The organism is Acinetobacter sp. ANC 4558, from assembly GCF_002135375.1.
Lineage (GTDB): Bacteria > Pseudomonadota > Gammaproteobacteria > Pseudomonadales > Moraxellaceae > Acinetobacter.
In genome coordinates this window covers 191,362-213,315 of the sequence record NZ_NEGH01000002.1, presented here as the reverse complement: position 1 = coordinate 213,315, position 21,954 = coordinate 191,362, and the positions used below count along the sequence as shown (strand labels likewise).

General features: G+C 35.7%; 21 protein-coding genes. 8 read left to right on the top strand and 13 right to left on the bottom strand.

Going from position 1 to position 21,954, the window contains the following annotated elements:
• Positions 1 to 443 precede the first annotated feature (443 nt).
• On the top strand, positions 444 to 2,045 hold the full coding sequence (locus tag B9T31_RS03405) for an isocitrate lyase (protein ID WP_086180563.1): 1,602 nt from the start codon (positions 444 to 446) through the stop codon (positions 2,043 to 2,045).
• Between the two features lie 58 nt (positions 2,046 to 2,103).
• Here the strand turns inward: B9T31_RS03405 and B9T31_RS03400 are convergent, their stop codons facing one another.
• The 3 genes from B9T31_RS03400 to B9T31_RS03390 all read right to left on the bottom strand — a co-directional run bounded on the left by B9T31_RS03400 (position 2,104) and on the right by B9T31_RS03390 (position 3,969).
• Positions 2,104 to 2,583 carry a copper resistance protein NlpE gene (locus B9T31_RS03400; protein WP_086180785.1) on the bottom strand — a complete coding sequence of 160 codons (480 nt, stop codon included), beginning with the start codon at positions 2,581 to 2,583 and terminating at the stop codon, positions 2,104 to 2,106.
• 183 nt (positions 2,584 to 2,766) lie between these two features.
• Positions 2,767 to 3,096, bottom strand: a complete 330-nt coding sequence (locus B9T31_RS03395; RefSeq protein WP_086180562.1) for a hypothetical protein — start codon at positions 3,094 to 3,096, stop codon at positions 2,767 to 2,769.
• 111 nt (positions 3,097 to 3,207) lie between these two features.
• Entirely contained in the window at positions 3,208 to 3,969 is a 762-nt protein-coding gene (locus B9T31_RS03390) for a 3-oxoacyl-ACP reductase (RefSeq protein WP_086180561.1), read from the bottom strand.
• Between the two features lie 268 nt (positions 3,970 to 4,237).
• Here B9T31_RS03390 and B9T31_RS03385 point away from each other — a divergent pair, with 268 nt between their 5' ends.
• Positions 4,238 to 4,657 carry a hypothetical protein gene (locus B9T31_RS03385; RefSeq protein ID WP_086180560.1) on the top strand — a complete coding sequence of 140 codons (420 nt, stop codon included), beginning with the start codon at positions 4,238 to 4,240 and terminating at the stop codon, positions 4,655 to 4,657.
• Positions 4,658 to 4,859: 202 nt separating this feature from the next.
• Positions 4,860 to 5,222: a hypothetical protein gene (locus B9T31_RS03380; RefSeq protein WP_139840897.1), complete on the top strand. Its 363-nt coding sequence runs from the start codon at positions 4,860 to 4,862 to the stop codon at positions 5,220 to 5,222.
• A 60-nt stretch (positions 5,223 to 5,282) separates the two neighbouring features.
• Here B9T31_RS03380 and rsmD read toward each other — a convergent pair whose 3' ends face one another.
• On the bottom strand, positions 5,283 to 5,840 hold the full coding sequence (gene rsmD, locus B9T31_RS03375) for a 16S rRNA (guanine(966)-N(2))-methyltransferase RsmD (protein ID WP_086180558.1): 558 nt from the start codon (positions 5,838 to 5,840) through the stop codon (positions 5,283 to 5,285).
• 6 nt (positions 5,841 to 5,846) lie between these two features.
• Positions 5,847 to 7,856, bottom strand: coding sequence for a penicillin-binding protein 2 (gene mrdA / locus B9T31_RS03370; RefSeq protein ID WP_086180557.1), 2,010 nt, complete (start codon positions 7,854 to 7,856; stop codon positions 5,847 to 5,849).
• A 554-nt stretch (positions 7,857 to 8,410) separates the two neighbouring features.
• Here mrdA and B9T31_RS03365 point away from each other — a divergent pair.
• Entirely contained in the window at positions 8,411 to 9,727 is a 1,317-nt protein-coding gene (locus B9T31_RS03365; RefSeq protein WP_086180556.1) for a hypothetical protein, read from the top strand.
• A gap of 80 nt (positions 9,728 to 9,807) precedes the next feature.
• Positions 9,808 to 10,467, top strand: a complete 660-nt coding sequence (adk, locus tag B9T31_RS03360; RefSeq protein ID WP_086180555.1) for an adenylate kinase — start codon at positions 9,808 to 9,810, stop codon at positions 10,465 to 10,467.
• A gap of 305 nt (positions 10,468 to 10,772) precedes the next feature.
• Here the strand turns inward: adk and nth are convergent, their stop codons facing one another.
• A complete protein-coding gene (nth, locus tag B9T31_RS03350; RefSeq protein WP_086180553.1) occupies positions 10,773 to 11,456 on the bottom strand; it encodes an endonuclease III in 684 nt (227 codons plus the stop codon).
• Between the two features lie 10 nt (positions 11,457 to 11,466).
• Positions 11,467 to 12,255 carry an RnfABCDGE type electron transport complex subunit B gene (locus tag B9T31_RS03345; protein WP_086180552.1) on the bottom strand — a complete coding sequence of 263 codons (789 nt, stop codon included), beginning with the start codon at positions 12,253 to 12,255 and terminating at the stop codon, positions 11,467 to 11,469.
• Positions 12,256 to 12,598: 343 nt separating this feature from the next.
• On the opposite strand from B9T31_RS03345, the gene gdhA reads away from it, so the two are divergent.
• Positions 12,599 to 13,942 (top strand): NADP-specific glutamate dehydrogenase, encoded by a 1,344-nt coding sequence (gene gdhA / locus B9T31_RS03340; RefSeq protein ID WP_086180551.1) that lies wholly within the window; start codon positions 12,599 to 12,601, stop codon positions 13,940 to 13,942.
• A gap of 61 nt (positions 13,943 to 14,003) precedes the next feature.
• On the opposite strand, the gene B9T31_RS03335 is transcribed toward gdhA, so the two are convergent.
• The 6 genes from B9T31_RS03335 to B9T31_RS03310 form a co-directional block, all read right to left on the bottom strand.
• Positions 14,004 to 14,765: a DUF4377 domain-containing protein gene (locus tag B9T31_RS03335; protein ID WP_086180550.1), complete on the bottom strand. Its 762-nt coding sequence runs from the start codon at positions 14,763 to 14,765 to the stop codon at positions 14,004 to 14,006.
• Between the two features lie 124 nt (positions 14,766 to 14,889).
• Complete coding sequence (locus B9T31_RS03330; RefSeq protein ID WP_086180549.1) at positions 14,890 to 15,666, bottom strand: dioxygenase; 777 nt, start codon at positions 15,664 to 15,666, stop codon at positions 14,890 to 14,892.
• A gap of 106 nt (positions 15,667 to 15,772) precedes the next feature.
• On the bottom strand, positions 15,773 to 16,255 hold the full coding sequence (rlmH, locus tag B9T31_RS03325; protein WP_086180784.1) for a 23S rRNA (pseudouridine(1915)-N(3))-methyltransferase RlmH: 483 nt from the start codon (positions 16,253 to 16,255) through the stop codon (positions 15,773 to 15,775).
• A 377-nt stretch (positions 16,256 to 16,632) separates the two neighbouring features.
• Complete coding sequence (gene lon / locus B9T31_RS03320) at positions 16,633 to 19,062, bottom strand: endopeptidase La (RefSeq protein WP_086180548.1); 2,430 nt, start codon at positions 19,060 to 19,062, stop codon at positions 16,633 to 16,635.
• Positions 19,063 to 19,205: 143 nt separating this feature from the next.
• Positions 19,206 to 19,796, bottom strand: a complete 591-nt coding sequence (locus B9T31_RS03315) for a 5-formyltetrahydrofolate cyclo-ligase (protein WP_171264678.1) — start codon at positions 19,794 to 19,796, stop codon at positions 19,206 to 19,208.
• A gap of 124 nt (positions 19,797 to 19,920) precedes the next feature.
• Positions 19,921 to 20,775: an SDR family oxidoreductase gene (locus B9T31_RS03310; RefSeq protein ID WP_086180547.1), complete on the bottom strand. Its 855-nt coding sequence runs from the start codon at positions 20,773 to 20,775 to the stop codon at positions 19,921 to 19,923.
• 127 nt (positions 20,776 to 20,902) lie between these two features.
• Here B9T31_RS03310 and B9T31_RS03305 point away from each other — a divergent pair, with 127 nt between their 5' ends.
• Together B9T31_RS03305 and B9T31_RS03300 are read left to right on the top strand one after the other, a co-directional pair.
• The gene (locus tag B9T31_RS03305) at positions 20,903 to 21,286 is read left to right on the top strand and encodes a winged helix-turn-helix transcriptional regulator (RefSeq protein WP_086180782.1); all 384 of its coding nucleotides are present in this window, start codon (positions 20,903 to 20,905) and stop codon (positions 21,284 to 21,286) included.
• A gap of 106 nt (positions 21,287 to 21,392) precedes the next feature.
• Positions 21,393 to 21,902: a GNAT family N-acetyltransferase gene (locus B9T31_RS03300; protein WP_086180546.1), complete on the top strand. Its 510-nt coding sequence runs from the start codon at positions 21,393 to 21,395 to the stop codon at positions 21,900 to 21,902.
• Positions 21,903 to 21,954: the final 52 nt, after the last annotated feature.

The window sequence follows — 21,954 nt, the reverse complement described above, 5'->3', positions numbered from 1 at the left end:
GTGATATTGAATTAAGAAAAAGAAATTAAAAAGAGTATTTTGAACTAATTGTGAATAAAAAACATCCAGTTATTTTTATTAAGAAATGTAAAATAACTGAAATTACTCAGCTTAAGATGTGTGATTTTGTTTCATAGAGATGAAATAGACTATAGTCGTATGTTCAAATTAAGAACAAATTTATTTTTCACTGAAGTTTTAGTGAAAATTAAAAACAATAAAATACAGTTGCTTATGTATTATTATATAAATTGGATTACGACTTTAATCTATGTATTTTTTAAATAAATGGTGAAGATATTAAAAGGATATTGGATTTATTTTGCAAGTCCAACTAATCTGTACTCATGGCAGGGAATTGATCTAAATTCAAACAATATTAGAGGGTATGAATTTAGCAGTTTGTTGTAAAAAAAATCCTAATATTATTACAGGAAAATATCATGACTACTTACCAAACAGCGATTGATGCAATCCGTGAATTAAAAGCAAAATTCGGTGGCACTTGGGCAGACATCAGTCCTGAAGATGCTGCACGTATGCAATTACAAAACCGTTTTAAAACGGGTTTAGATATTGCAAAATACACAGCTGCAATTATGCGTCGTGATATGGCTGAATATGATGCTGATTCTAGTCAATATACTCAATCATTGGGTTGCTGGCATGGTTTTATTGCACAACAAAAAATGATTGCCAATAAAAAATACTTTGGAACAACAAACAAACGTTATATCTATCTTTCTGGTTGGATGGTTGCAGCACTTCGTTCAGAGTTTGGTCCACTTCCAGACCAATCTATGCACGAGAAAACTTCTGTACCTGCTTTAATTGAAGAAATTTACACTTTCTTACGTCAAGCAGATGCAAAAGAGTTAAACGATTTATTCCGTGCGCTTAAAAAAGCTCAAGAGGCAGGTGATACCGCAAAAGCTGCTGAAATTACTGCTCAAATCGATAATTTTGAAACACATGTTGTGCCAATTATTGCAGACATTGATGCTGGTTTTGGTAATGAAGAAGCAACATATTTACTTGCGAAGAAAATGATTGAAGCTGGCGCATGTGCACTTCAAATTGAAAACCAAGTGTCTGATGCGAAACAATGTGGTCACCAAGCTGGTAAAGTAACTGTTCCTCATGAAGACTTTGTTGCTAAAATTCATGCATTACGTTACGCATTCTTAGAAATGGGTCTAGAGGATGGTATTATTGTTGCACGTACTGACTCTGAAGGTGCGGACTTAACTCAAAAAATTCCAGTTGTTAAAGAGCCAGGTGATATTGCTTCTCAATACATCAGCTATTTAGATACAACTGAAATTGATATTGCAGATGCGAAAGAAGATGAAATTCTAATTAAACGTGATGGCAAACTTCACCGTCCTAAGCGTTTAGCATCTGGCTTATATCAATTCCGTCCTGATACACAAATTGATCGTGTGGTACTTGACTGTGTAACAAGTTTACAAAATGGCGCAGATTTACTTTGGATTGAAACTGCAACGCCAAACGTTGATGAAATTGCGCACATGGTTAATCGTGTGAAAGAAACTGTGCCAAATGCGAAACTTGTTTATAACAACTCGCCATCATTCAACTGGACGTTAAACTTCCGTCAGCAAGCCTATGATCGTTGGGTTGCTGAAGGGAAAGATGTTTCTGCATATGATCGCGCTAAATTAATGAGTGCAGAATATGATAATACCGAATTAGCTGCTGAGGCTGATGAGAAAGTACGTACGTTCCAAGCAGATGCTTCTCGTGAAGCTGGTGTTTTCCATCACCTTATCACATTACCAACCTACCATACTGCTGCACTTTCTACGCACGAACTTGCACAAGGTTACTTTGGTGAAGAAGGTATGCTTGCTTATGTAGCTGGTGTACAACGTAAAGAAATTCGTGGCGGTATTGCATGTGTGAAACACCAAGCAATGGCTGGATCAGACATTGGTGATGATCACAAAGAGATTTTCTCTGGTGATAATGCACTAAAAGCACATGATGATGCGAAAAATACAATGAATCAATTCTCTGCATAAATTAAGCATGAGATGATAAAAAAACCCTGCTAAGGCAGGGTTTTTTTATTTTAGAAAATTATTCTTTGGTTAGTTTATAGTGATCTGCTAATGGGCCTGTAATTTTATCGCCATTTTGGTCTAAGAACAGAATATAGTTTTCACTGACAAATATTTTTCTATTGTCTTCAGGTGCATCTAGCGTAATCGTAGATGGGTGGTGAGCATCAAAAGTAAATTTACCTTTTGTCGTGGTTTTATTATCGCTATTTTTTGATCCGATATACTCACGAGTAAGTTCATAGGTTTTATCATGATTGAGTGTTAACTCAGTTTTGATACCTTCACAATCCGCACAAGGTAATGTCCCTTTATATTCTCCTGCCCAATCGAGCGAAGTTTCAGCTGTATCACCTGTTGGTGGAGCGACTTCAGATGCAATTGCCGCTTGGCTTGCTGTTGCTTCTGAATGACTACTAGTCGGAACCTCATCTTTTTGTTTGCTGCAAGCAGCTAATGATATCGCTAAAATACTTAAAATAAATGCACTTTTTTTCATCTTTTCACCCATATTTGTAATGTGGAAGTTGGTTGAATTGTATATCCCAATTTATCATATAAAGTTATCTGATTTTAAACTAGAAAATTCATGTAATAAAACAATCATAATTTGTTCATTTTTCGTGTAGGTTAAGCGTGTACTTTATTTCATTCATCTTTTAAAAGATGAACTAACTCTATATTACGAATCAGGTATCGTATGTAGACCACCTAAACTTTGACAAGCATCTTTATAAATGGAGTATTGTAAGGTTAAAACTTCAGACAGGGGGATATCAAATAATTTATCTCCATTTTTATAACTTTCGATATAATTTTGTGACTTTTGTTTTGAAATATATAGAATTCTTTCATGATAAGTTGTAATGGATGTGTGGTTAAGTTGAGTGCTTTCAATATTTGTACATTGAAATTGCGCTAAGATTTTTTCTGCATGTTTAATATCATTTGAGTTTGAAAATATGCATCCACTAAGAGTCAATGAACTTAGTAATGCAAAATATAGTTTCATGAGCTGTATTGGATGTGAAAGTGATGCGTCGCATTGTATAAATATTTAGGCATCACTTTACATTCTTATGCTATCAAATGATTGAAAAGTAACTAAATAGAAAAGTCCTGATTAACCTTTCACCAAACCACCATCTACAATTAAATTTTGTCCTGTAATCGCACGTGAATATGGAGATAAAAATATCATAATCGCTGAGGAGAATTCTTCTGGGGTTGTGACGTGACGTAGTGGTGTGGATGATGCAATTAAATCAAAAACGAAATTGGGTGTTGCTTTACTGGCATCTGTCGTTTGTAATAAACCGCCTGATAGCATATTAACATTAATTCCATATTGCCCTAAGTCTTGTGCAGATGTTCGGGTAAAAGCTAATAAAGCTGATTTCGCAGTAGTATAATCATGATATGGTACCACTGGGTTTTGCACCAAGTTTGTCCCGATATTAATAATACGCCCAAATCCAGCAAGTTTCATATCATCTAAAGCAGCTTGTGTTGTGTATAGGGATGCGAGTACAGCACCATCAAATTGGCGAGTCATAGTTTCGAAGGTTAAATCTTCAATCTGAGGTCGTGCATCGCCATTGAATTCGAAGTGAACTAATGCATTATTGATAATTGATGTAATTGCAGCGCCAAAATGTATTTTAGCTGCATGAAACATTTCGATGACTTGATTTTTATTGGTAACATCTGCTTGATATGCAAAGATTTGATTGGGATATTGTTGTGCTAATTTTTCGGCTTGTGTATGACTTGATATATAATTCACCACAATACGAGCACCTTCCGCAAGTAAGGTTTGAGTAATTGCTAGACCTAAACCACGTGCTCCACCAGTGACGAGTACAATTTGATCACGAATTTGCATAATGTGAAATCTTAAAATGAGGTTGATGGAAACATAGCAAGCTTTGAGGAAATGCTAAAGATAATTTCTCTGTAATTACAGTTTTATGCAACTTTTAATCTATAAAACGGCTGTATGATTGAATAAGATAGAACCTATAGTATCTAACAAGTGTATGTTTATTTTAAAAAATAAATCTGATATTAAAAAGATATTTATATTAAATAAAAGCATGAATTATATATAAATAAAAGGTAGCATAGAGATAAAATTTTCTCCTTGCTTGCCTATGAAAAAATATTTAATTTTATGGATATTTATATTAATTAATTCGACTGTATGGGCGGATGAATATGTTGATGAAGAGAATTTTGATCGACCGACTATTTTTGAAATTCAAGCAAACGAAAAAAAAGAGAAATTAGATGCTCTTGCTGAGGAAGCACGTGAGTATAGTACTATTAGTAATAAATGGTATGAGAATGATAAAATTCGTATATATAATAATACATTATATGAGCTGGATGCAGAGAACTTTAAGGCAGGAGGTATGTCTGAACCTACAGCAATTAAAGATTTTAAATTTTCAATCGGTTACGGGATGGAATATAAAATTGATAGTGAGCGTAAGATTGGTTATGAATATGTGTCTAATTTCCCTTATGATCGTGGTCAAATGTTACGCTTTTTTTGGTCTAAATCATTTTAAAATTAACTTATCTAATATTTAAGATGACTCAATTTTAAAGTTAAATGTTTTACAAAAAATAATGCAAATATGTATACATATTGGGCATGAATACACAAGAAAAAACATAAACTACCTGAGCAATTCTTATTCTAAATGAATACTGTTCTAAATAAAGAATTGTAGTGAAATAATGAAAAAAGTATTTTTATTTTCAAGTTGTATGATGCTTTTGACAGGATGTGTTATTGCTCCAGATGAAGGGCGTATATATCGTCCACAGGCGACGGCTTATTATGGACCAGTTTACCGTGATTATTCTGTCGTGAATCGTGGATTTTACGGGCAGAGTATATATCGAAAAAATATTCATTCCATGCAACGGCCACTTCCAATGAGACATGGCTATAGGAACCGTAGACCAATATCATCAAAATTTAACCAGAGTTATCAACAGCAAGGTTATTCTCGTGATCAATATACTCCAAGAAGACCGACAACACTTTTGAAAAAGGAGAGTTCAGGTCGACCTCAGAGACAGCAACAATACCAATATTCTCATCAACAAAGAAACCAATTCAATTGATCAGACATTTGTCATCCGTACCTCAAGGAATTAAAACTTGAGAGTTATACGAGATGTTTGTTACTTCACCACCTTTTTAAATAAACTTGCTTGTACTGTACCTGCTTTGGTTGTTTTAATTTGTTGCCAAGTCGATGGAAGTTTGAATTGAGTGATCTCTTGGTCGGCTTCGATATAAATGAGACCTTCTGCTTGAATGAGTGGATCAACCAAATTGGATAACTCTTCCCATAAATTTAGACTGTAGGGTGGATCTAAAAAAACCACATCGAACTGTTCTTTTAATTGAGGTAAAATTTGTTGAGCTGTGTTTATTTTGAGCTTAGCTTTTTGATTGGTTACTTTGAGAAGTTCTAAGTTGTCTTTTAAAAATTTTGCTTGGGTTTGATTTGGTTCGATCATGACCACTTGGTGTGCGCCGCGAGAAAGGGCTTCAAAGGCAAGCGCCCCTGAACCTGTGCAGACATCTAATACATTTGAATTTTGTATATCCCACATTAACCAATTGAATAAAGTTTCTCTGACCCGATCTGGTGTGGGACGTAAACCCTCAATATTTGCAAAAGAAAGTTGACGACGTTTCCATTCACCACCAATAATGCGTAGCTGATTTTTCATAACTAATTAATCTCGCTCAGTTTCGACTTGGCTTTCTATTGATGCTGCTGATGCTTCATGACGTTGGGTCGAGCTTGCTTCAGCGTTAGTCGATAAAGATTGACTACCACTAGGTAAATCACTAGGTTTTATACCTGCAGTCATTAAGCCACCACTAATATGCTTTCCAGTCGGTACAACTGGATTCTTTTGACGTGTAAGTAACCAGTAATCAAATAATGGTTTAGCGAGTTGAGCGGCTGAACCACCATGACGACCATTTTCCCAAACAACAGCAATTGCAATTTCAGGGTTCTCTGCAGGCGCGAAACCAACGAATAAACCATGATCCAGTTGACGTTCTGTTAAGATGGACTCATTGTATTTTTTGCCTTGTGCAATACTCTTAACTTGGGCTGTACCTGTTTTCCCTGCAATTGTATATGCTGATGAACGAATACGACGACCAGTACCAGAGTTAACAACATCGACCATTGCTTCACGCATTTTGATCCAGTCTTCAGGTTGCCCATTAAAATCAATTTTACCGTCAGTTGCATTATGGACTGTATGTGGTTTAGAACCTTTGCTTTCGCGTAATACATGCGGTGTAATATGATCACCTTGATTGGCAGTAATTGCTGTAGCCATTGCGAGTTGTAATGGGGTTGCAGTAAAAGCACCTTGTCCAATACTTACTGAAATTGTTTCACCTTTAAGCCACTTTGCATTTCGCGTGCGCATTTTCCATTCTGGGCTTGGGTAGAGTCCAGTGCTTTCACTTGGCAGGTCGACGCCTGTTTTGGCGCCAAAGCCAAATTGACGCATCCATTCATTCATTTTCTCAATGCCCATTCGATAGGAAAGGACATAAAAGTAAGTATCACATGAAACAACTTGAGCTTTATGCATGTCTACTATGCCGTGCCCAGTTTTTTTATGATCACGAAATCGATGGCTATCGCCTGGAAGTGAGAAATAACCATGATCGGATATTTGTGTTTTCCAATCTACAAAACCATAATGAATTCCGCCTAAACCAAACATGGGTTTAATGGTGGAACCAGGTGGATATGCACCTTGAACCGCTCTGTTATAAAGTGGTTGATCAAGATTATCACGCAAAGAAGAATAATCGGTGCTACTAATACCTGTGACAAATAAATTAGGATTAAAACTCGGGCTAGACACTAATGCTAAAATTTCACCAGTTTTTGGATCTAGTGCGACAATTGCGCCACGTCGTCCTGCAAGTTGTTCACTGGCAATGACTTGTAAACCGTAATCAATCGAAAGATATAAATCATTTCCTCGAATCGGATCTTTTCGACCTAAATGACGTAAAACATTACCGTGAGCATCTGCTTCAATCGATTCATTTCCAGGAACGCCATGCAACAGATTTTCATAGGATTTTTCAACCCCAATTTTTCCAATCAGGTTGGTGCCTGCGTAGGCATCTTTATCAATTTCTTTCAGTTCTTTATCGTTAATTCGACCCACATAACCAATCACATGTGCAAATAATTCTCCATGAGGGTAGTAACGTGTCATTTGTAGTTCAATGTTTACACCAGGAAAAAGAAACTTTACTTCACTAAAACGGGCAATATCCGCTTCATTTAAGTTAAGTTTAATAGAAACTCGTTCAGTTTTTCGTGCGGTTTGAATACGACTTTTAAAGCGATCAATATCTTCTTGTGTGAGTGAGAGAACTGGAATTAAACGATTAATCGTATCATCCATATCTTCAATATCTGCACGACTAATGGTGGCATTAAAGACAGGTAAGTTATCTGCCAATAAAATACCGTTACGGTCATAGATATAACCACGGGCAGGAGGAAGTGGCTGTAGACGAATACGATTTTTATCAGAAGCTGTGCTGAATTCGTCAAAACTAGAAATTTGCAAATAAGCGTAGCGCACAACAAGAAGTACTAGGAAAAAAGTTACAATACCAATAGATATGAAGACACGATTGCGAAATATGCGCTTTTCTTGCTGCACATTTTTAAGGGGATAATTCGGTTTCATATGGTCTTGGCTGTGTAAGCATAAAGTCTTCGAAAATTATGCGTATTCTAACGCAATTTCTGAATTGAATGTGTAAATGAAAACAGTAAAGTGATTTAATTATAAAATAATGTTTGACTCTAGCGACATGAAAAAAGATGATCTATTGCTATAAGTAATACGTCATATCTGATAAAGTCAATAGGCTTCATTTTTGGGAATTATTGAGTAGAATTAAGTAAATATAAGATTGTATTGATCAGGTTAAATTTGGGAAGATGAATTTATTAAATAATAATGAAGAAAATTATTGAAAATTATGAATTAAAATATGCTTTTGAGTATTTGATGGGTTTTTTAATGATTATATTTATTTTTAATTGAATATTTCTGAATGTACGTACATTGATATTATGAAATCAAAAGATGTTGGATCAATATTGAGGTTTATCTTTACATTTAACTTAATCGAAAGACGAAGCCATACAATTTTCTAATATTTAAATTCATGATTTAAATACACAATAGTAAACTTTAAATTAAACTGCTGTTCTTAGAGAAATACAGGAAATTTCATGCTTGAGTACATCCACCAGTTGTGGCTAACATTTCTGAATCGCCCTGATTTTTGGGCTGTGATCAGTATCGTTCCAGTAACAACTTTTGTGACATGGGCACATGTATGGATGGCACTTAAGATGGTTTTTTTCCCAATCCATTTTTGGGGTTTTCATCTTGGCTCTATTCCAGTCGGATGGCAAGGAATTGTGCCGAGAAAAGCGGGACGAATTTCTGGCATTATTACCGATAATACTTTATCAAAATTAGGTTCTTTAAGTGAATTTTTAGAGGCAATGGATCCAGATGATATGGCACGTATCATTGGTGAACAGGTGACTCAAGAATTAGATAATTTAATTGATGAGGTCATGTTGGAGCGAAATGCAATTCTTTGGGAAAATTTACCCTACTCAATTAAACGACGAATTTATGCACAATCGCACAAGCAATTGCCCGATGTACTGAAAGATCTTGTTACTGATTTAATTCTCAATGTGGAGTCTTTGGTTAATATGCGGGAAATGGTGGTGAGCCGAATGGAAGGCGATCGTCGTTTAATGGTTCGTATGTTTCTTAAAGTAGGTCAAAAAGAAATAAATTTTATTTGGCATGTCAGCGCATTAATTGGTATGTGTTTTGGTTTTGTTCAAATGGCGATCTGGCTTATTGTCCCTTGGCATTGGACCGTTCCTTTTTGGGCGGCAATTTGGGGGTTATTAACCAACTGGATTGCAATTTGGATGGTATTTAATCCCTTAGATCCACATCCTGTTCGATATCCTAAGTTTTTTGCAAGGACCCAAAATCATCAATTCCCTTGGATTAGACCCGTATTGCCACATATGAGCACATATAATATTCAAGGGGCATTTATGAAACGACAAGAAGAAGTTTCTGATGTGTTTGCGCAGGTTGTGACGGAAGACTTAATTACTTTAAAAACGATCATGACAGAAATGATGTATGGTCCTAAAAAAGATAAAACACGTCGAATTGTGAAAAAACACATTAATAAAATTATGGAAACACCTTTAGTTCGAACGACTTTACAGTTATCTTTAGGACCAACGGAATATGCAAAGCTTAAGTCAGACTTGATCGATCGTTCAATTGAAATTACGATGGTGCCTATTAGCGATCCAGCATTTAATGCCAGTCGTGCACAAAAGATTTATAAGATGTTTCGAGATCGTATACGAGACTTAACACCGAAAGAGTTCCAAAATTTATTACGTCCTGCATTTCAGGAAGACGAATGGATTTTGATATTGTTGGGGGGTATCACCGGATTTATTGCTGGGTTACTCCATTTATTTTTTGTTTTCTTATAATTTGATACTAAATTTTGGTAGAGATATGATTTATCATAAATAAGGTATTATATACATTGTTAAATTGAGGATATTTCATTATGCGCATTATTTTACTCGGACCACCTGGGGCAGGGAAAGGTACACAAGCTCAGTTGATCTGTAAGCGCTACAATGTCCCACAGATTTCAACCGGTGATATGCTCCGTGCTGCAATTCGTGAAGGAACTGAATTGGGTTTAAAAGCGCAGAGTGTGATGGAAAATGGCGGGCTGGTGTCGGACGAATTAATTATTGGTCTAGTAAAAGAGCGTATTGCACAGCCAGATTGTGTCAATGGATGCATTTTTGATGGTTTCCCACGTACCATTCCACAAGCTGAAGCGTTAGAAAATGAAGGCATTCATATTGATCACGTAATTGAAATTGATGTGGCCGATGAAGAAATTGTTCAACGTTTATCAGGTCGTCGTCAACATCCTGCATCAGGACGTATTTATCATCTTGTTTACAACCCACCAAAAGTTGAAGGCAAAGATGATGAAACGGGTGAAGATCTTGTTCAACGTCCAGATGATTTGGAAGAAACTATTCGTAAACGTTTGGCATCCTATCATACAGAAACTGAACAGCTCGTAGGATTCTACCAAGGTCGTGCTGCTTCTGGTGAAAATGCACCAACGTATAATAAATTGAATGGCCTTCGTCCAATTGATGAAGTTCAAAAAGATTTATTCGCGATATTAGATCAAACAAAATAATACAATCTTGTATTAAAATTTTGACAATAAAAGAGTCCTCAGTCATATTAGGGCTCTTTTTTGTCGCTGTTTTTGAGGATATTCATTTTGCAAAATGTCGCTATTATCATTTTATTGTTAATTTGTTTTATCGTACTTTTTGCTTTATTTAGAATGAGCTATAAAATGCTAACGAAGGTTCGTCAAGAAGAAAGAGCTGAAAATGCAAATAAACTTCCGAATAGACAGTTGCATCCAAAATTAAAAGAGCATAAAAATAAACCCAAAAGATGAGCATGTTTTGAACATATACTGAGTTTTATTGTTTATAAACTTGTTATTTGGGTGATTCGATTGGCGCCAAATTCAAAACGATCGGGCCAATTACACACATCGGAAACGACACATTCATTACATTTAGGTTTTCGTGCAATGCAGCAATAACGCCCATGTAGAATTAACCAATGGTGTGAATCGAGAATAAATGCTTTAGGGATCACTTTAATAAGACGTTGTTCTACGTCTAAAACATTTTTACCAACTGCTAGTCCTGTGCGGTTACCTACACGAAAAATATGTGTATCTACGGCCATAGTGGGTTGTCCAAATGCGGTGTTTAACACGACATTTGCTGTTTTACGACCAACACCAGGCAGGGCTTCTAAATCTGCACGATTATTTGGAACAATGCTTTGATGCTTATCAATGAGTATTTTACAGGCTTTAATGACATTTTCAGCTTTGGCATTATATAGCCCAATGGTTTTAATATATTCTTTTAATCCATCGACACCCAACGCATAGATTTTTTCTGGTGTATTGGCAACTGGAAATAATTTATCCGTTGCTTTATTCACACTAACATCTGTTGCTTGTGCAGATAAAGTTACTGCAACCAATAATTCAAAAGGGTTGGAATAGTTGAGTTCAGTTTTAGGATGAGGTCGTTGTTCACGTAAACGTTCAAAAAAAATTTGAATTTGTTTTTTTGTCATATTTTTAACAATCATTATGTTGTTCCTATTCTATAGACGCTAACTGATTGGTTAATTCATGCAATAATTCACGTTTTTTTGAGTCATCTCTAATACTCAATTGTTTTTCGAGCTTCTTAATTTGGACGCGTAATTTAGCCAATTCGATGGTTGTTTTTGCATCAGTTTGTACAGAGATAATCGGTTTTTTTTCTAGAAGGTTAATTTCAGGTACAGTTTTAGATTGAGCAGAAAATTTTGCAAATATTTCAGTATTAATTGCTGCACGAACGACAGGACCTTTACGATGAAGCTGCTTTTTTTCTTCTCGTTGAATATGTGCATAATAACGTTGACGTAGGTCATTTTGCTCATCTAGGCGTTGTGTTTCGTTTAAGAATGGTTTTTGGTCTTCAACTAAATCAATACAATCTACAGGGCAAGGCGGTATACATAATTCACAACCTGTACACAAATCAGTTAAAATAGAATGCATCAGTTTTCCTGAACCGATAATGGCATCAACAGGGCAAGCACTTATACATTTGGTACAACCAATACATTCATCTTCACGAATCACTGCTTTCATTCGTAAAGGTCGACCATCCGGTTGAATTGGCCAAACACTTTCTTCTGCTCTCAATGTCGGGCGTTTTAGCAGTGTAGCAAGCGCATCAGCAACAGGTTGTCCACCAGGAACACATTTATTAGCCTCTTCACCTTCCGCAATGGACTGAGCATAAGGTAAACAACCATCTCGATGACCACACAGTCCACATTGTGTTTGGGGAAGTAAAGCATCAATATTTTGGATGAGAGCAATTTGCGAGTTCATTGGAAGTACCAGTTGCTGCAAACACAGCAAGAAAACAAGGAGATTCAATTTAGGTGGCTGATTTTAACATGAATTCTTTATTTTATCTTGTGATCTACATTGGATCACGATATGCTTTGTAAGTGTGCATTTATTAACATTTTGTTTTAATTTGACTTTTTAAAAATAAACTGTGAATCCATCTATAAAATATACATAAGGTATTATTATTTAATGTTTAATCCATTTATTGTTAAAAAAATGTTGTAGATTTTTTATAAAAGGTATTAAATGTTTTGCGCCAAAATAAATCATTGATTGAAATTTTGACCAATTTTGATCCATTTCTGCTGAGGATTAAGCGTTGAAATATAACAGCCTTAACGATTTTTTAAACTACGTTAAAACACGTGATTCACATCAACCAGAATTTCTTCAAGCTGTTGAAGAAGTTATGACAAGCCTTTGGCCATTTATTGAAAAGAATCCACAATATGCTGATCATGGTTTACTAGAACGTCTAGTAGAACCAGAACGTGCGATTCAATTTCGTGTTTCTTGGGTAGATGACAAAGGTCAGACTCAAGTTAACCGTGCTTTCCGTGTCCAATACAACTCAGCGATTGGTCCATTTAAAGGTGGGATGCGTTTTCACCCATCTGTAAATCTCTCGATCTTAAAATTTTTAGGTTTTGAACAAACATTTAAAAATGCCTTAACTACATTGCCGATGGGTGGTGGTAAAGGCGGTTCAGACTTTGATCCAAAAGGAAAGTCTGAAGGCGAAATTATGCGTTTTTGCCAAGCATTAATGTTAGAGTTGTATCGTCACTTAGGATCAAATACAGATATTCCTGCTGGAGATATTGGTGTTGGTGGTCGTGAAGTTGGTTATATGGCTGGTATGATGAAGAAGTTAAGTAACGATACTTCATGTGTTTTCACGGGTAAAGGATTGGCTTTTGGTGGATCACTTGCTCGTCCAGAAGCGACTGGTTACGGTACCGTATATTTTGCTGAAGAAATGCTGAAAACGCGTAGCGAAAGCTTTAAAGATAAAGTTGTGGCAATTTCAGGCTCGGGGAATGTTGCACAGTTTGCTGCTGACAAAGCAATGTATTTAGGTGCTAAAGTTGTATCATTATCAGATTCAAACGGCACAGTTTACATTAAAAATGGCTTTACAACAGAACTTCTTGCGGAAGTGATGGAGCTTAAGAATGTTAAACGTGGACGTATTTCTGAATTTGCATCAAAGCACGGTTTTGAATACCTTGAAGGTCAACGTCCATGGTCTATTCCATGTGATATCGCACTTCCATGTGCAACTCAAAATGAATTAACAGCTGAAGATGCTACGCAACTTATAGCAAATGGTGTCATTTGTGTTGCTGAAGGTGCAAATATGCCTTCAACATTGGAAGCGGTTGAGAAATTTGTTGAAGCAAAAATACTGTATGCACCTGGTAAGGCTTCTAATGCTGGTGGTGTTGCGACTTCTGGTCTTGAAATGTCTCAAAATTCAATTCGTTTAGGTTGGACATTTGAAGAGGTAGACGAACGTTTACATGCAATTATGAAAGAAATCCATCGTAACTGTGTGAAATATGGTACAGAAGCAGATGGTACTGTAAACTATGTAAATGGTGCAAATATTGCTGGCTTTGTAAAAGTTGCAGATGCAATGCTTGTTCAAGGCGTTTACTAATTTTTATATGTTGATGTAAAAAACCGATGCTTAAGCATCGGTTTTTTGATGGATGATTTTATTATTTTGATGGTTTTATTTCTTGAGTTTCAACGGTCATGTCATGAATATAAACATATTTTGAATGATCTGCAGGTGGATTTTTTAACTCGTAGCGTTTAACACGAATAATAGATTGTTCATCTTTGCGATGCTCAAAGTTTTCAATTGGGCTGTAAAATAATGTCCAATCTTTATCAACATGAGTTTTTATCCCTTTTTCATCATATTTTACTTCCCGAACTAATAAGCAGCTTTGTGGTGCAACACCAATACAAGGTTTAAGTTCAGAAGAGATTTCTAAAAATATAGTTTCAGCTTGAGTCTGGTATTTTGTTTCTGGTGTCATTTTTCCAGTAAAAACAACACGCGTTCCTTGTGGTGATGTGAGGGTTAATGTAGGTTGTTCAGGATTGTTTATATTTAACGTAAATGGCAGGTTTTTATTGTTAAATAGTGCAGATGTAAAATTTTCTTGCTGTGTTGCTGCGGCATTACATGCCATAGACGTGCTAAAACCTGTACCTAATTCAAGTGTTTGATTGACGATTTTCCAAGAACTACCCAAAGTATTACAACTTGTAGAAATCCCTAAATGATTTTGCGCATTAAAGTGTAAAACAATCGGTTTAAGTGTAGGATCTGTTACAGTACTCCAAAGATATGAAGAAAGTATTTTATTCATTTGAGCAGATGATGTTGAGTTTTTATTTGTTAAATCAGTTGTTTGGCAAGCTGCTAAGGTCAATGGAAAAAGTGCATATGCGATGAGTTTTAATTTCATTGTTAAGAACTATTATAAAGATTGTTATAAAATAGCATAACCCATTGATGTTTAAAAAGGATGGATACATTTTATATCTTTCAGTTTCAAAATGTATCCGCGAGTATTCATGAGACTATTACTGTTAATCGAAGCGATAGATATCCATGCCTAAAGCTCCCATACTAAAACTGCTATGCACAATACTAAATCGTGGACCAGTCCCCATTGCAAAAAATAAAGGACTTAAGTGTTCAATTGTAGGATGGTTGCGTGCGATAAAAGGAATTTGTTGCCAGTCTAAAATAGCATCATAATTTCGATGTGTCAGTTTATTGACCACATAATTACGAAAAGTTGATGCCCATTCAGGAACGAAGCTAGATGTTTGATCCCATGTTAATTCTCTAAGGTTATGTGTAATACTTCCAGAGCCAATAAGTAAAATTTGTTGTTTTCTCAGTGGTGCAAGTGCTTGTCCAATTTTATAAATTTCCAATGCGGTCATATAGGTGGGTAGAGAAATTTCAATCACTGGAATATCAGCGTCAGGATACATATGGAGTAAGGGCATCCAAACCCCATGATCACGAGGGCGAGAACTATTGGCATGTGCAGAAAATTGTGCTTCAGCAAGTAAGTGAATAATTTTTTCAGCCAATTCAGGCTCACCTGGAGCTGGATAACGTAATTCATAGAGTTCTTTGGGGAAGCCTCTGAAGTCATGCCAAGTTTCAGGACGAACGCCAGTATTTACTTCGAGTGATTCACTTTCCCAGTGCGCTGACATAATGATAATGGCTTTAGGGCGAGGTAAGTTTAAGCTTAAGCGCCCTAAAGCGGGTCCAACTTGCTCAGGGTTGAGTGCAAGCATAGGCGATCCATGAGAAATAAATAAACCTGGGAGTGTTTGTAAATTCATGATATATAGCCTATTTTATAATTCAGGGATATTTTGCCTGAAGTGAAAAATGTAAGAAATATGATCTAATCAACGTATCGTTCTATAAATAAAACAAATGTAGATGTTATCCAGCACGATGATAAGGATGATTGTGATTAATGCTCATTGCACGATAGAGCTGCTCAATGAGCATAACTCGCACCAAGGGGTGGGGAAGCGTTAATTTGGATAAAGACCAATGCCAAGCAGCAGCTTTTCTAACTGCATCAGAATGACCATCTGGACCACCAATTGCAAGCACAATATCTTGTCCTTCGAGCATCCATGATTTCATGGTTTCTGCAAGTTTTTCAGTGCTAAATTCTCGGCCACCAACTTCTAATGCAATTAAAACTTCATTTTGCTTGATGGCATTTAAAATGCTTTCTCCTTCAATTTGACGATACTTCAGAATATCTGCTTCAGAGTCATTTTTACCACGTCTTGCCATGGGTAATTCAATGATTTGTGTCTGAACAAATGGTTGAATACGTTTAAAATAGTCTTCAAATCCAGTTAAAACCCATGCTGGCATTTTTTGACCAATGGTTAAGATACGTATTTTCATAAAATTCAGAACATCAATAAAATATGGCATATTATAGCGTTGAAATTTTTATTTGTAGATTATGTTCTTCAGAAGAGTTGGAAAGCTCATGTATATACTTCAACATAGCTGTTATTCAGAGTATTGATTGTTGTGGGCGATATTTTTACAAATTTAAAGTTAACTTTATTTGAATGAGAATATAAAAAACGCAACGCTCAAAATCTCTGAGCGCTGCGAGAAAACTGGCCATCTATCTGGAGAATTCGATGACCATTGATAAGTTTAAAAAGAAACATACAGCGTAATATATCTCTAATTTATATATAGGGGTGTTTTAAAAAAAATCAAGTTTAAAATAAAAAAGAGAGCCGAAGCTCTCTCTTTTTGAGTCAAATTTAGTGACGTGCAGCTTTACTGTCACTTGGTGTTTTAACAATTGGTGTTTTGACTATGGGTTCAGGTTGAGAAATTAAGGCGATAGGTAAAATATCATCAATTGATTTTACTGCTTTAATTTCAATACCTTCTTTTACATTCTCTGGAATTTCAGCTAAATCACGGACGTTATCTTGTGGAATAAAGACCAGTTTGATTCCACCACGATGAGCTGCTAAAAGTTTCTCTTTTAATCCACCAATACGCATTGCTCGACCACCTAAGCTAGTCTCACCAGTCATTGCAATATCAGGGCGAATTGCAATTCCTGTAAAAGCAGAGACAAGCGCAGTTGTTAATGCTAAGCCAGCTGATGGCCCATCTTTAGGTGTAGCACCTTCAGGTAAGTGAACGTGTACATCAGTTTCATCAAAACGAGAAGCTTCGATACCGAGTTCATCTGCACGAGTGCGAACAACAGTCATGGCCGCAGTAATCGATTCTTTCATCACATCGCCAAGAGAACCAGTTGTGATGAACTTACCTTTACCTTTGACCGCAGCAACTTCAATCGTTAGTAATTCTCCACCAACAGAGGTCCATGCAAGACCATTTACACGACCGACTTGTGCTTCTTCTTCCGCCATACCAAAGTCAAATTTATGTGGACCTAAGTATTCTGGAAGATTTTCAGAGGTAATCTCGATCTGTAGATTTTTAGATTTCTTACTGACCGCTTCTTTGACCACTTTACGCGCAACTTTAGACACTTCACGTTCTAAACTACGAACACCAGCTTCACGAGTATAACGTTGCACAATGTCACGAATCGCTTCTTCATGAACAGTCAATTCTTTTGCACGTAAACCATTATTCTTAATCGCTTTTGGAACAAGGTAACGTTCTGCAATATTGATTTTTTCATCTTCGGTATAACCTGGCAGACGAATGACTTCCATACGGTCAAGTAATGCTTCAGGAATATTCATACTATTCGCAGTACAAATAAACATGACTTCAGAAAGGTCAAGATCAAGATCTAAGTAATGATCGTTAAATTTACTGTTCTGAGATGGATCTAAGACTTCAAGTAAAGCGGATGCAGGATCTCCACGATAATCTTGTGCCATCTTGTCAATTTCATCGAGTAAGAATAATGGATTCTTTACCCCGACTTTCGTTAAAGATTGCACAATTTTACCTGGCATTGCACCAATATAGGTACGACGATGGCCGCGAATTTCAGCTTCATCGCGAACACCACCCAGCGCCATACGTACGAACTCACGACCTGTTGCTTTTGCGACAGACTCACCTAGGGAGGTTTTACCTACACCTGGAGGTCCAACTAAGCAAAGAATAGGACCACGAAGTTTTTTCACCCGTGACTGGACAGCAAGATATTCAACAATACGATCTTTAACGTCATCTAAGCCGTAATGATCTGTATCTAAAATTTCTTGCGCTTTCGCTAAGTTGATACTGACTTTGCTCGCTTTATTCCAAGGTGTATCTAAAATCACCTCTAAATAGTTACGAACAACAGCCGCTTCACTTGATGCAGGTTGCATTGATTTAAGTTTACGGAACTCAGCTTCAGCTTTTTTACGGACATGTTCTGGTAAGTCTGCTTCAGCTAAACGTTTTTCAATTTCTGCAACGTCGTCTTCTGCACCGCCATTCATATCGGAAAGTTCACGCTGAATAACTTTCATTTTCTCATTTAAGAAGTATTCGCGTTGATTCTTTTCCATTTGACGTTTTACAGAATCATGTAAAGTTTGCTCAATCTGTTGCTCTTCAGATTGCTGCAATAAATAAGTCATGAGTTCTTGTAAATGTGCTTCAAATTCATCATGTTCTAAGAATTTTTGTTTAATATCAATATTCAAAGGAACACGTGTTGCAACAAAGAATAAAAGTTGTAATAAATCTTCAATTTTATTGGCAGCAGCAATCAGTTCACGTGCATTACGTAACTTAGCTTCTGCATATTGTGCAAATAAAGCACGTAATTCTTCTACACGTGTTGCTTGCGTGTCTGCATCAACATCGACGGTCATTGGACTTAATGCATGTTCCGCAGCAAGATATTCATCATTACTGTCAATAATTTTAACAAGTTTCGAGCGATATAAGCCTTCAATCAAGACTTTGATGCAGTTTTCATCATTTTCATGATTTACAACTTGCACAATTTTCGCAACAGTACCGTATTGATATAAATTGTCATAATCAATTTCTTCTGTTAACGAATCTTTTTGTGCAACTACAAATACGAGATTGTCACTGTTACGAGCCACATCAACTGCATTGATCGATTTTTCACGACCTACAAAAAGCGCAATTTGCATGTGCGGATAAACCACCACGTCACGTAACGCTAAGAGCGGTAATACACTTGGAACCTGAGGCTCTAAGATTTCTTCATTCATATTAATTTCAGACATGGGCACTCCTAATGAGTGACAACAATGTTGTCATGCTTTTATAGTGCTTACGATTTTTTAAATTACAAGGGGTATTGCAAATAATTTATATAAAATGATTCAAAAACTTAGCTTTTAATGTTAACTAATTCGATTAAATTTTCTTATTTTCTTTTAAATCTTAGTAATTTAGTAGGTATTATTAATCCATCTAATGCTTCATCCCATTTTTGTGGAATTATTTTGTGATGAATAAGTTGAAAATCATGTGCTAAGCCCAAACGAGTGGGTTTGTATTGAGCATGGGCAAGCGTGCGATCATAAAATCCCCCCCCCATTCCTACACGTATACCATCTTCATTACAAGCCAAGAGTGGCATGATTAACAATTCTAACTTTGAAACGTGTAATCCACGAGTACACTTGGGTTCTTGCATACCTAAATGATGTAAAGAAAAGCGTTTATTCCGATATTGCTGTAGATTAATTTGAACCCAAACGAGGTGCTGATTCATGTTGCAGATGAGTGGTAAATAAATTTTTTTATTTTTAGAAAAAGCATATTCAATAATTTTATGGGTTCGAATTTCTCCAAAAGCGTGTAAGTAAATACCAATATGTTTTGCCGAAATAAATTCAGGAGTTCTAATCAGTTGATGAAATACACGTGATTCTGCTTGAAGTTGTTGAAAATGATTTAACTGTCTACGTTGTTTTCTGAGCTGACGTCTTAATTTGTGCATGATGTTCATCATGAAAGTAAATGATCAATATAGCTTCATATTGTAAGTTAAATATTAAAAAAATAAAAAATTGTTTCAGTATATTTATTCCATGTAACTTAAAAACCTCTGATTGAATCAGAGGTCATGATCAAGTTTAAGCAAGTAAGTTCTGAATTTGTGTTTGAATATTTGTCGTTTTTCGACCAATTAAGTGTTCTAAGTCTGTACTTTGACTAAACATTGCACCTTGAATCGTTTGAATATCTGCATCGACAATAACATTTACTAAAGTGTCAGGTAAGCCAGCTTGTCGTAAAGCTTGCTGGTATTCTTCAGCTGAAAGGTTCTGAAATTGTACTGATCTATGTGAGGCTTTAGAAATATAGGCTGCAAGATCAGTCATGGTAAAACTCGTAGATCCTGCAAGTTCATAAATTTGATTATCATGATTTGAACCCAATAAAACTTTGGCGGCTGCTTCTGCATAATCTTGGCGTGATGCTGAACTAATTTTACCCTCTCTCGCTGCGCCATATAAAATGCCAGTTTCAAGACTATGATTTAAACTTGCAAGATAGTTTTCGTTATACCAATTATTACGTAAAAATGTATAACTTAACCCACTATTTATGATGAGTGTTTCAGTTTCACGGTGTTCTTGAGCAAGCCCTAAAGGGGAGTGATCTGCATGTAATATGCTTGTATAGGCAATATATGGAACTTTTGCTTGAACTGCGGCTTGAATAACTGCTTGATGCTGAGGCGTGCGTCGTCCAATTTCATTGGCAGAAATAAGAAGTAATTTATCAATACCTTGTAAGACAGGTGCTAATGATTCAACATTATCATAATCAAAATGTCGAATTTCTATGCCCTGAGATTTAAAAACTTCAGCTTTTTCAATATTTCGCACTAAAGCAATAATATTTTGAGCTGCTGTTGTTTTTAACAAGGCATTTATCACCAATTGCCCTAATTGTCCTGTCGCGCCTGTAATTGCAATTTTCATTCTATTCACCTGTGTTGTCGTTCAAAATTTATGGATGATTAAACTTGATGACTAAATCTTAATCTGATAACTTACTAATTGTAAGTACATACTAAAAAGTAAGTTAATTACTCTTGAGAGGGAAATGATGAATACATATGCAACAAGTGAGTTATTTGGTCAGGTTTTATCGAGTCAATGTCCGTCACGTGAAATTTTGGAGCATTTAACCAACAAATGGTCTGTATTGGTATTACGTTGTTTAAGTGAAGGGGTTCATCGTTTTAGTGAGTTAAAACAACGGATAGAAGGGGTGAGTGAAAAAATGCTGGCTCAGACTTTAAAAGTGTTAGAAAAAGATGGTTTTATTTTAAGGACAGTTTATCCAGTTGTTCCACCGAAAGTAGAATATCAATTGACGATTTTAGGTTCACAAGCTTCAGAAAAACTGAATTATTTAATCAGTTGGATTGAAAAAAGTTTGCCTGAAATTGTAGAAAATAAAGCACGTGTAACAGATAGATTTCAATGAGCTTAAATTTGAATAGGTGTTGAATCACTCAAGTTGTACGACCAATATTTAATTATTCAATATGTTATAAATTATTTATCTGAAAAATGTAAGGATTGATTAACGAATGCAAAATTATAAATTCCAGAATATGTCTTTTACAAAATTTCAAGCAGAAGATTTTAGTTTTTATTTTCAATTGGTGGGTAATATTGATGTGATGAAAATGATTACAGAAAGAAGTCTATCTAAAGAAGAGGCATTTTTAGAGTTTAGTGAACTGTTGGAAAAAAATAAATTAGATCAGTACCTTGGTTTCTATAAAGTTACGAATCTAGAGCAACAGTTTATTGGTTTAGCAAAATTAGAAATTGAAAGTTCAGAGAGTAAAGTTGCAGAAGTCGGTTATATGTTATTACCCGAATTTTGGGGGAAAAGTTTAGGAAGCGAAATCGCACATCATTTGCTTGAACTGGTGAAAACGATTTCATCTATAAATGCTTTAATCGCAATTATTGACCCTAAGAATGAAGCATCACGGAAAATTTTAATTAAGAAAGGATTTAAATCTAAAGAATTCCGAAGTTTTGATGGTTTACCTGGTGAAATTTTAGAACTTATTTTAGATAAATCATGACAGACAAAGAAAAGCTTGTTGGTCTCAGAATATTACTTAAAAGTGATGAAAG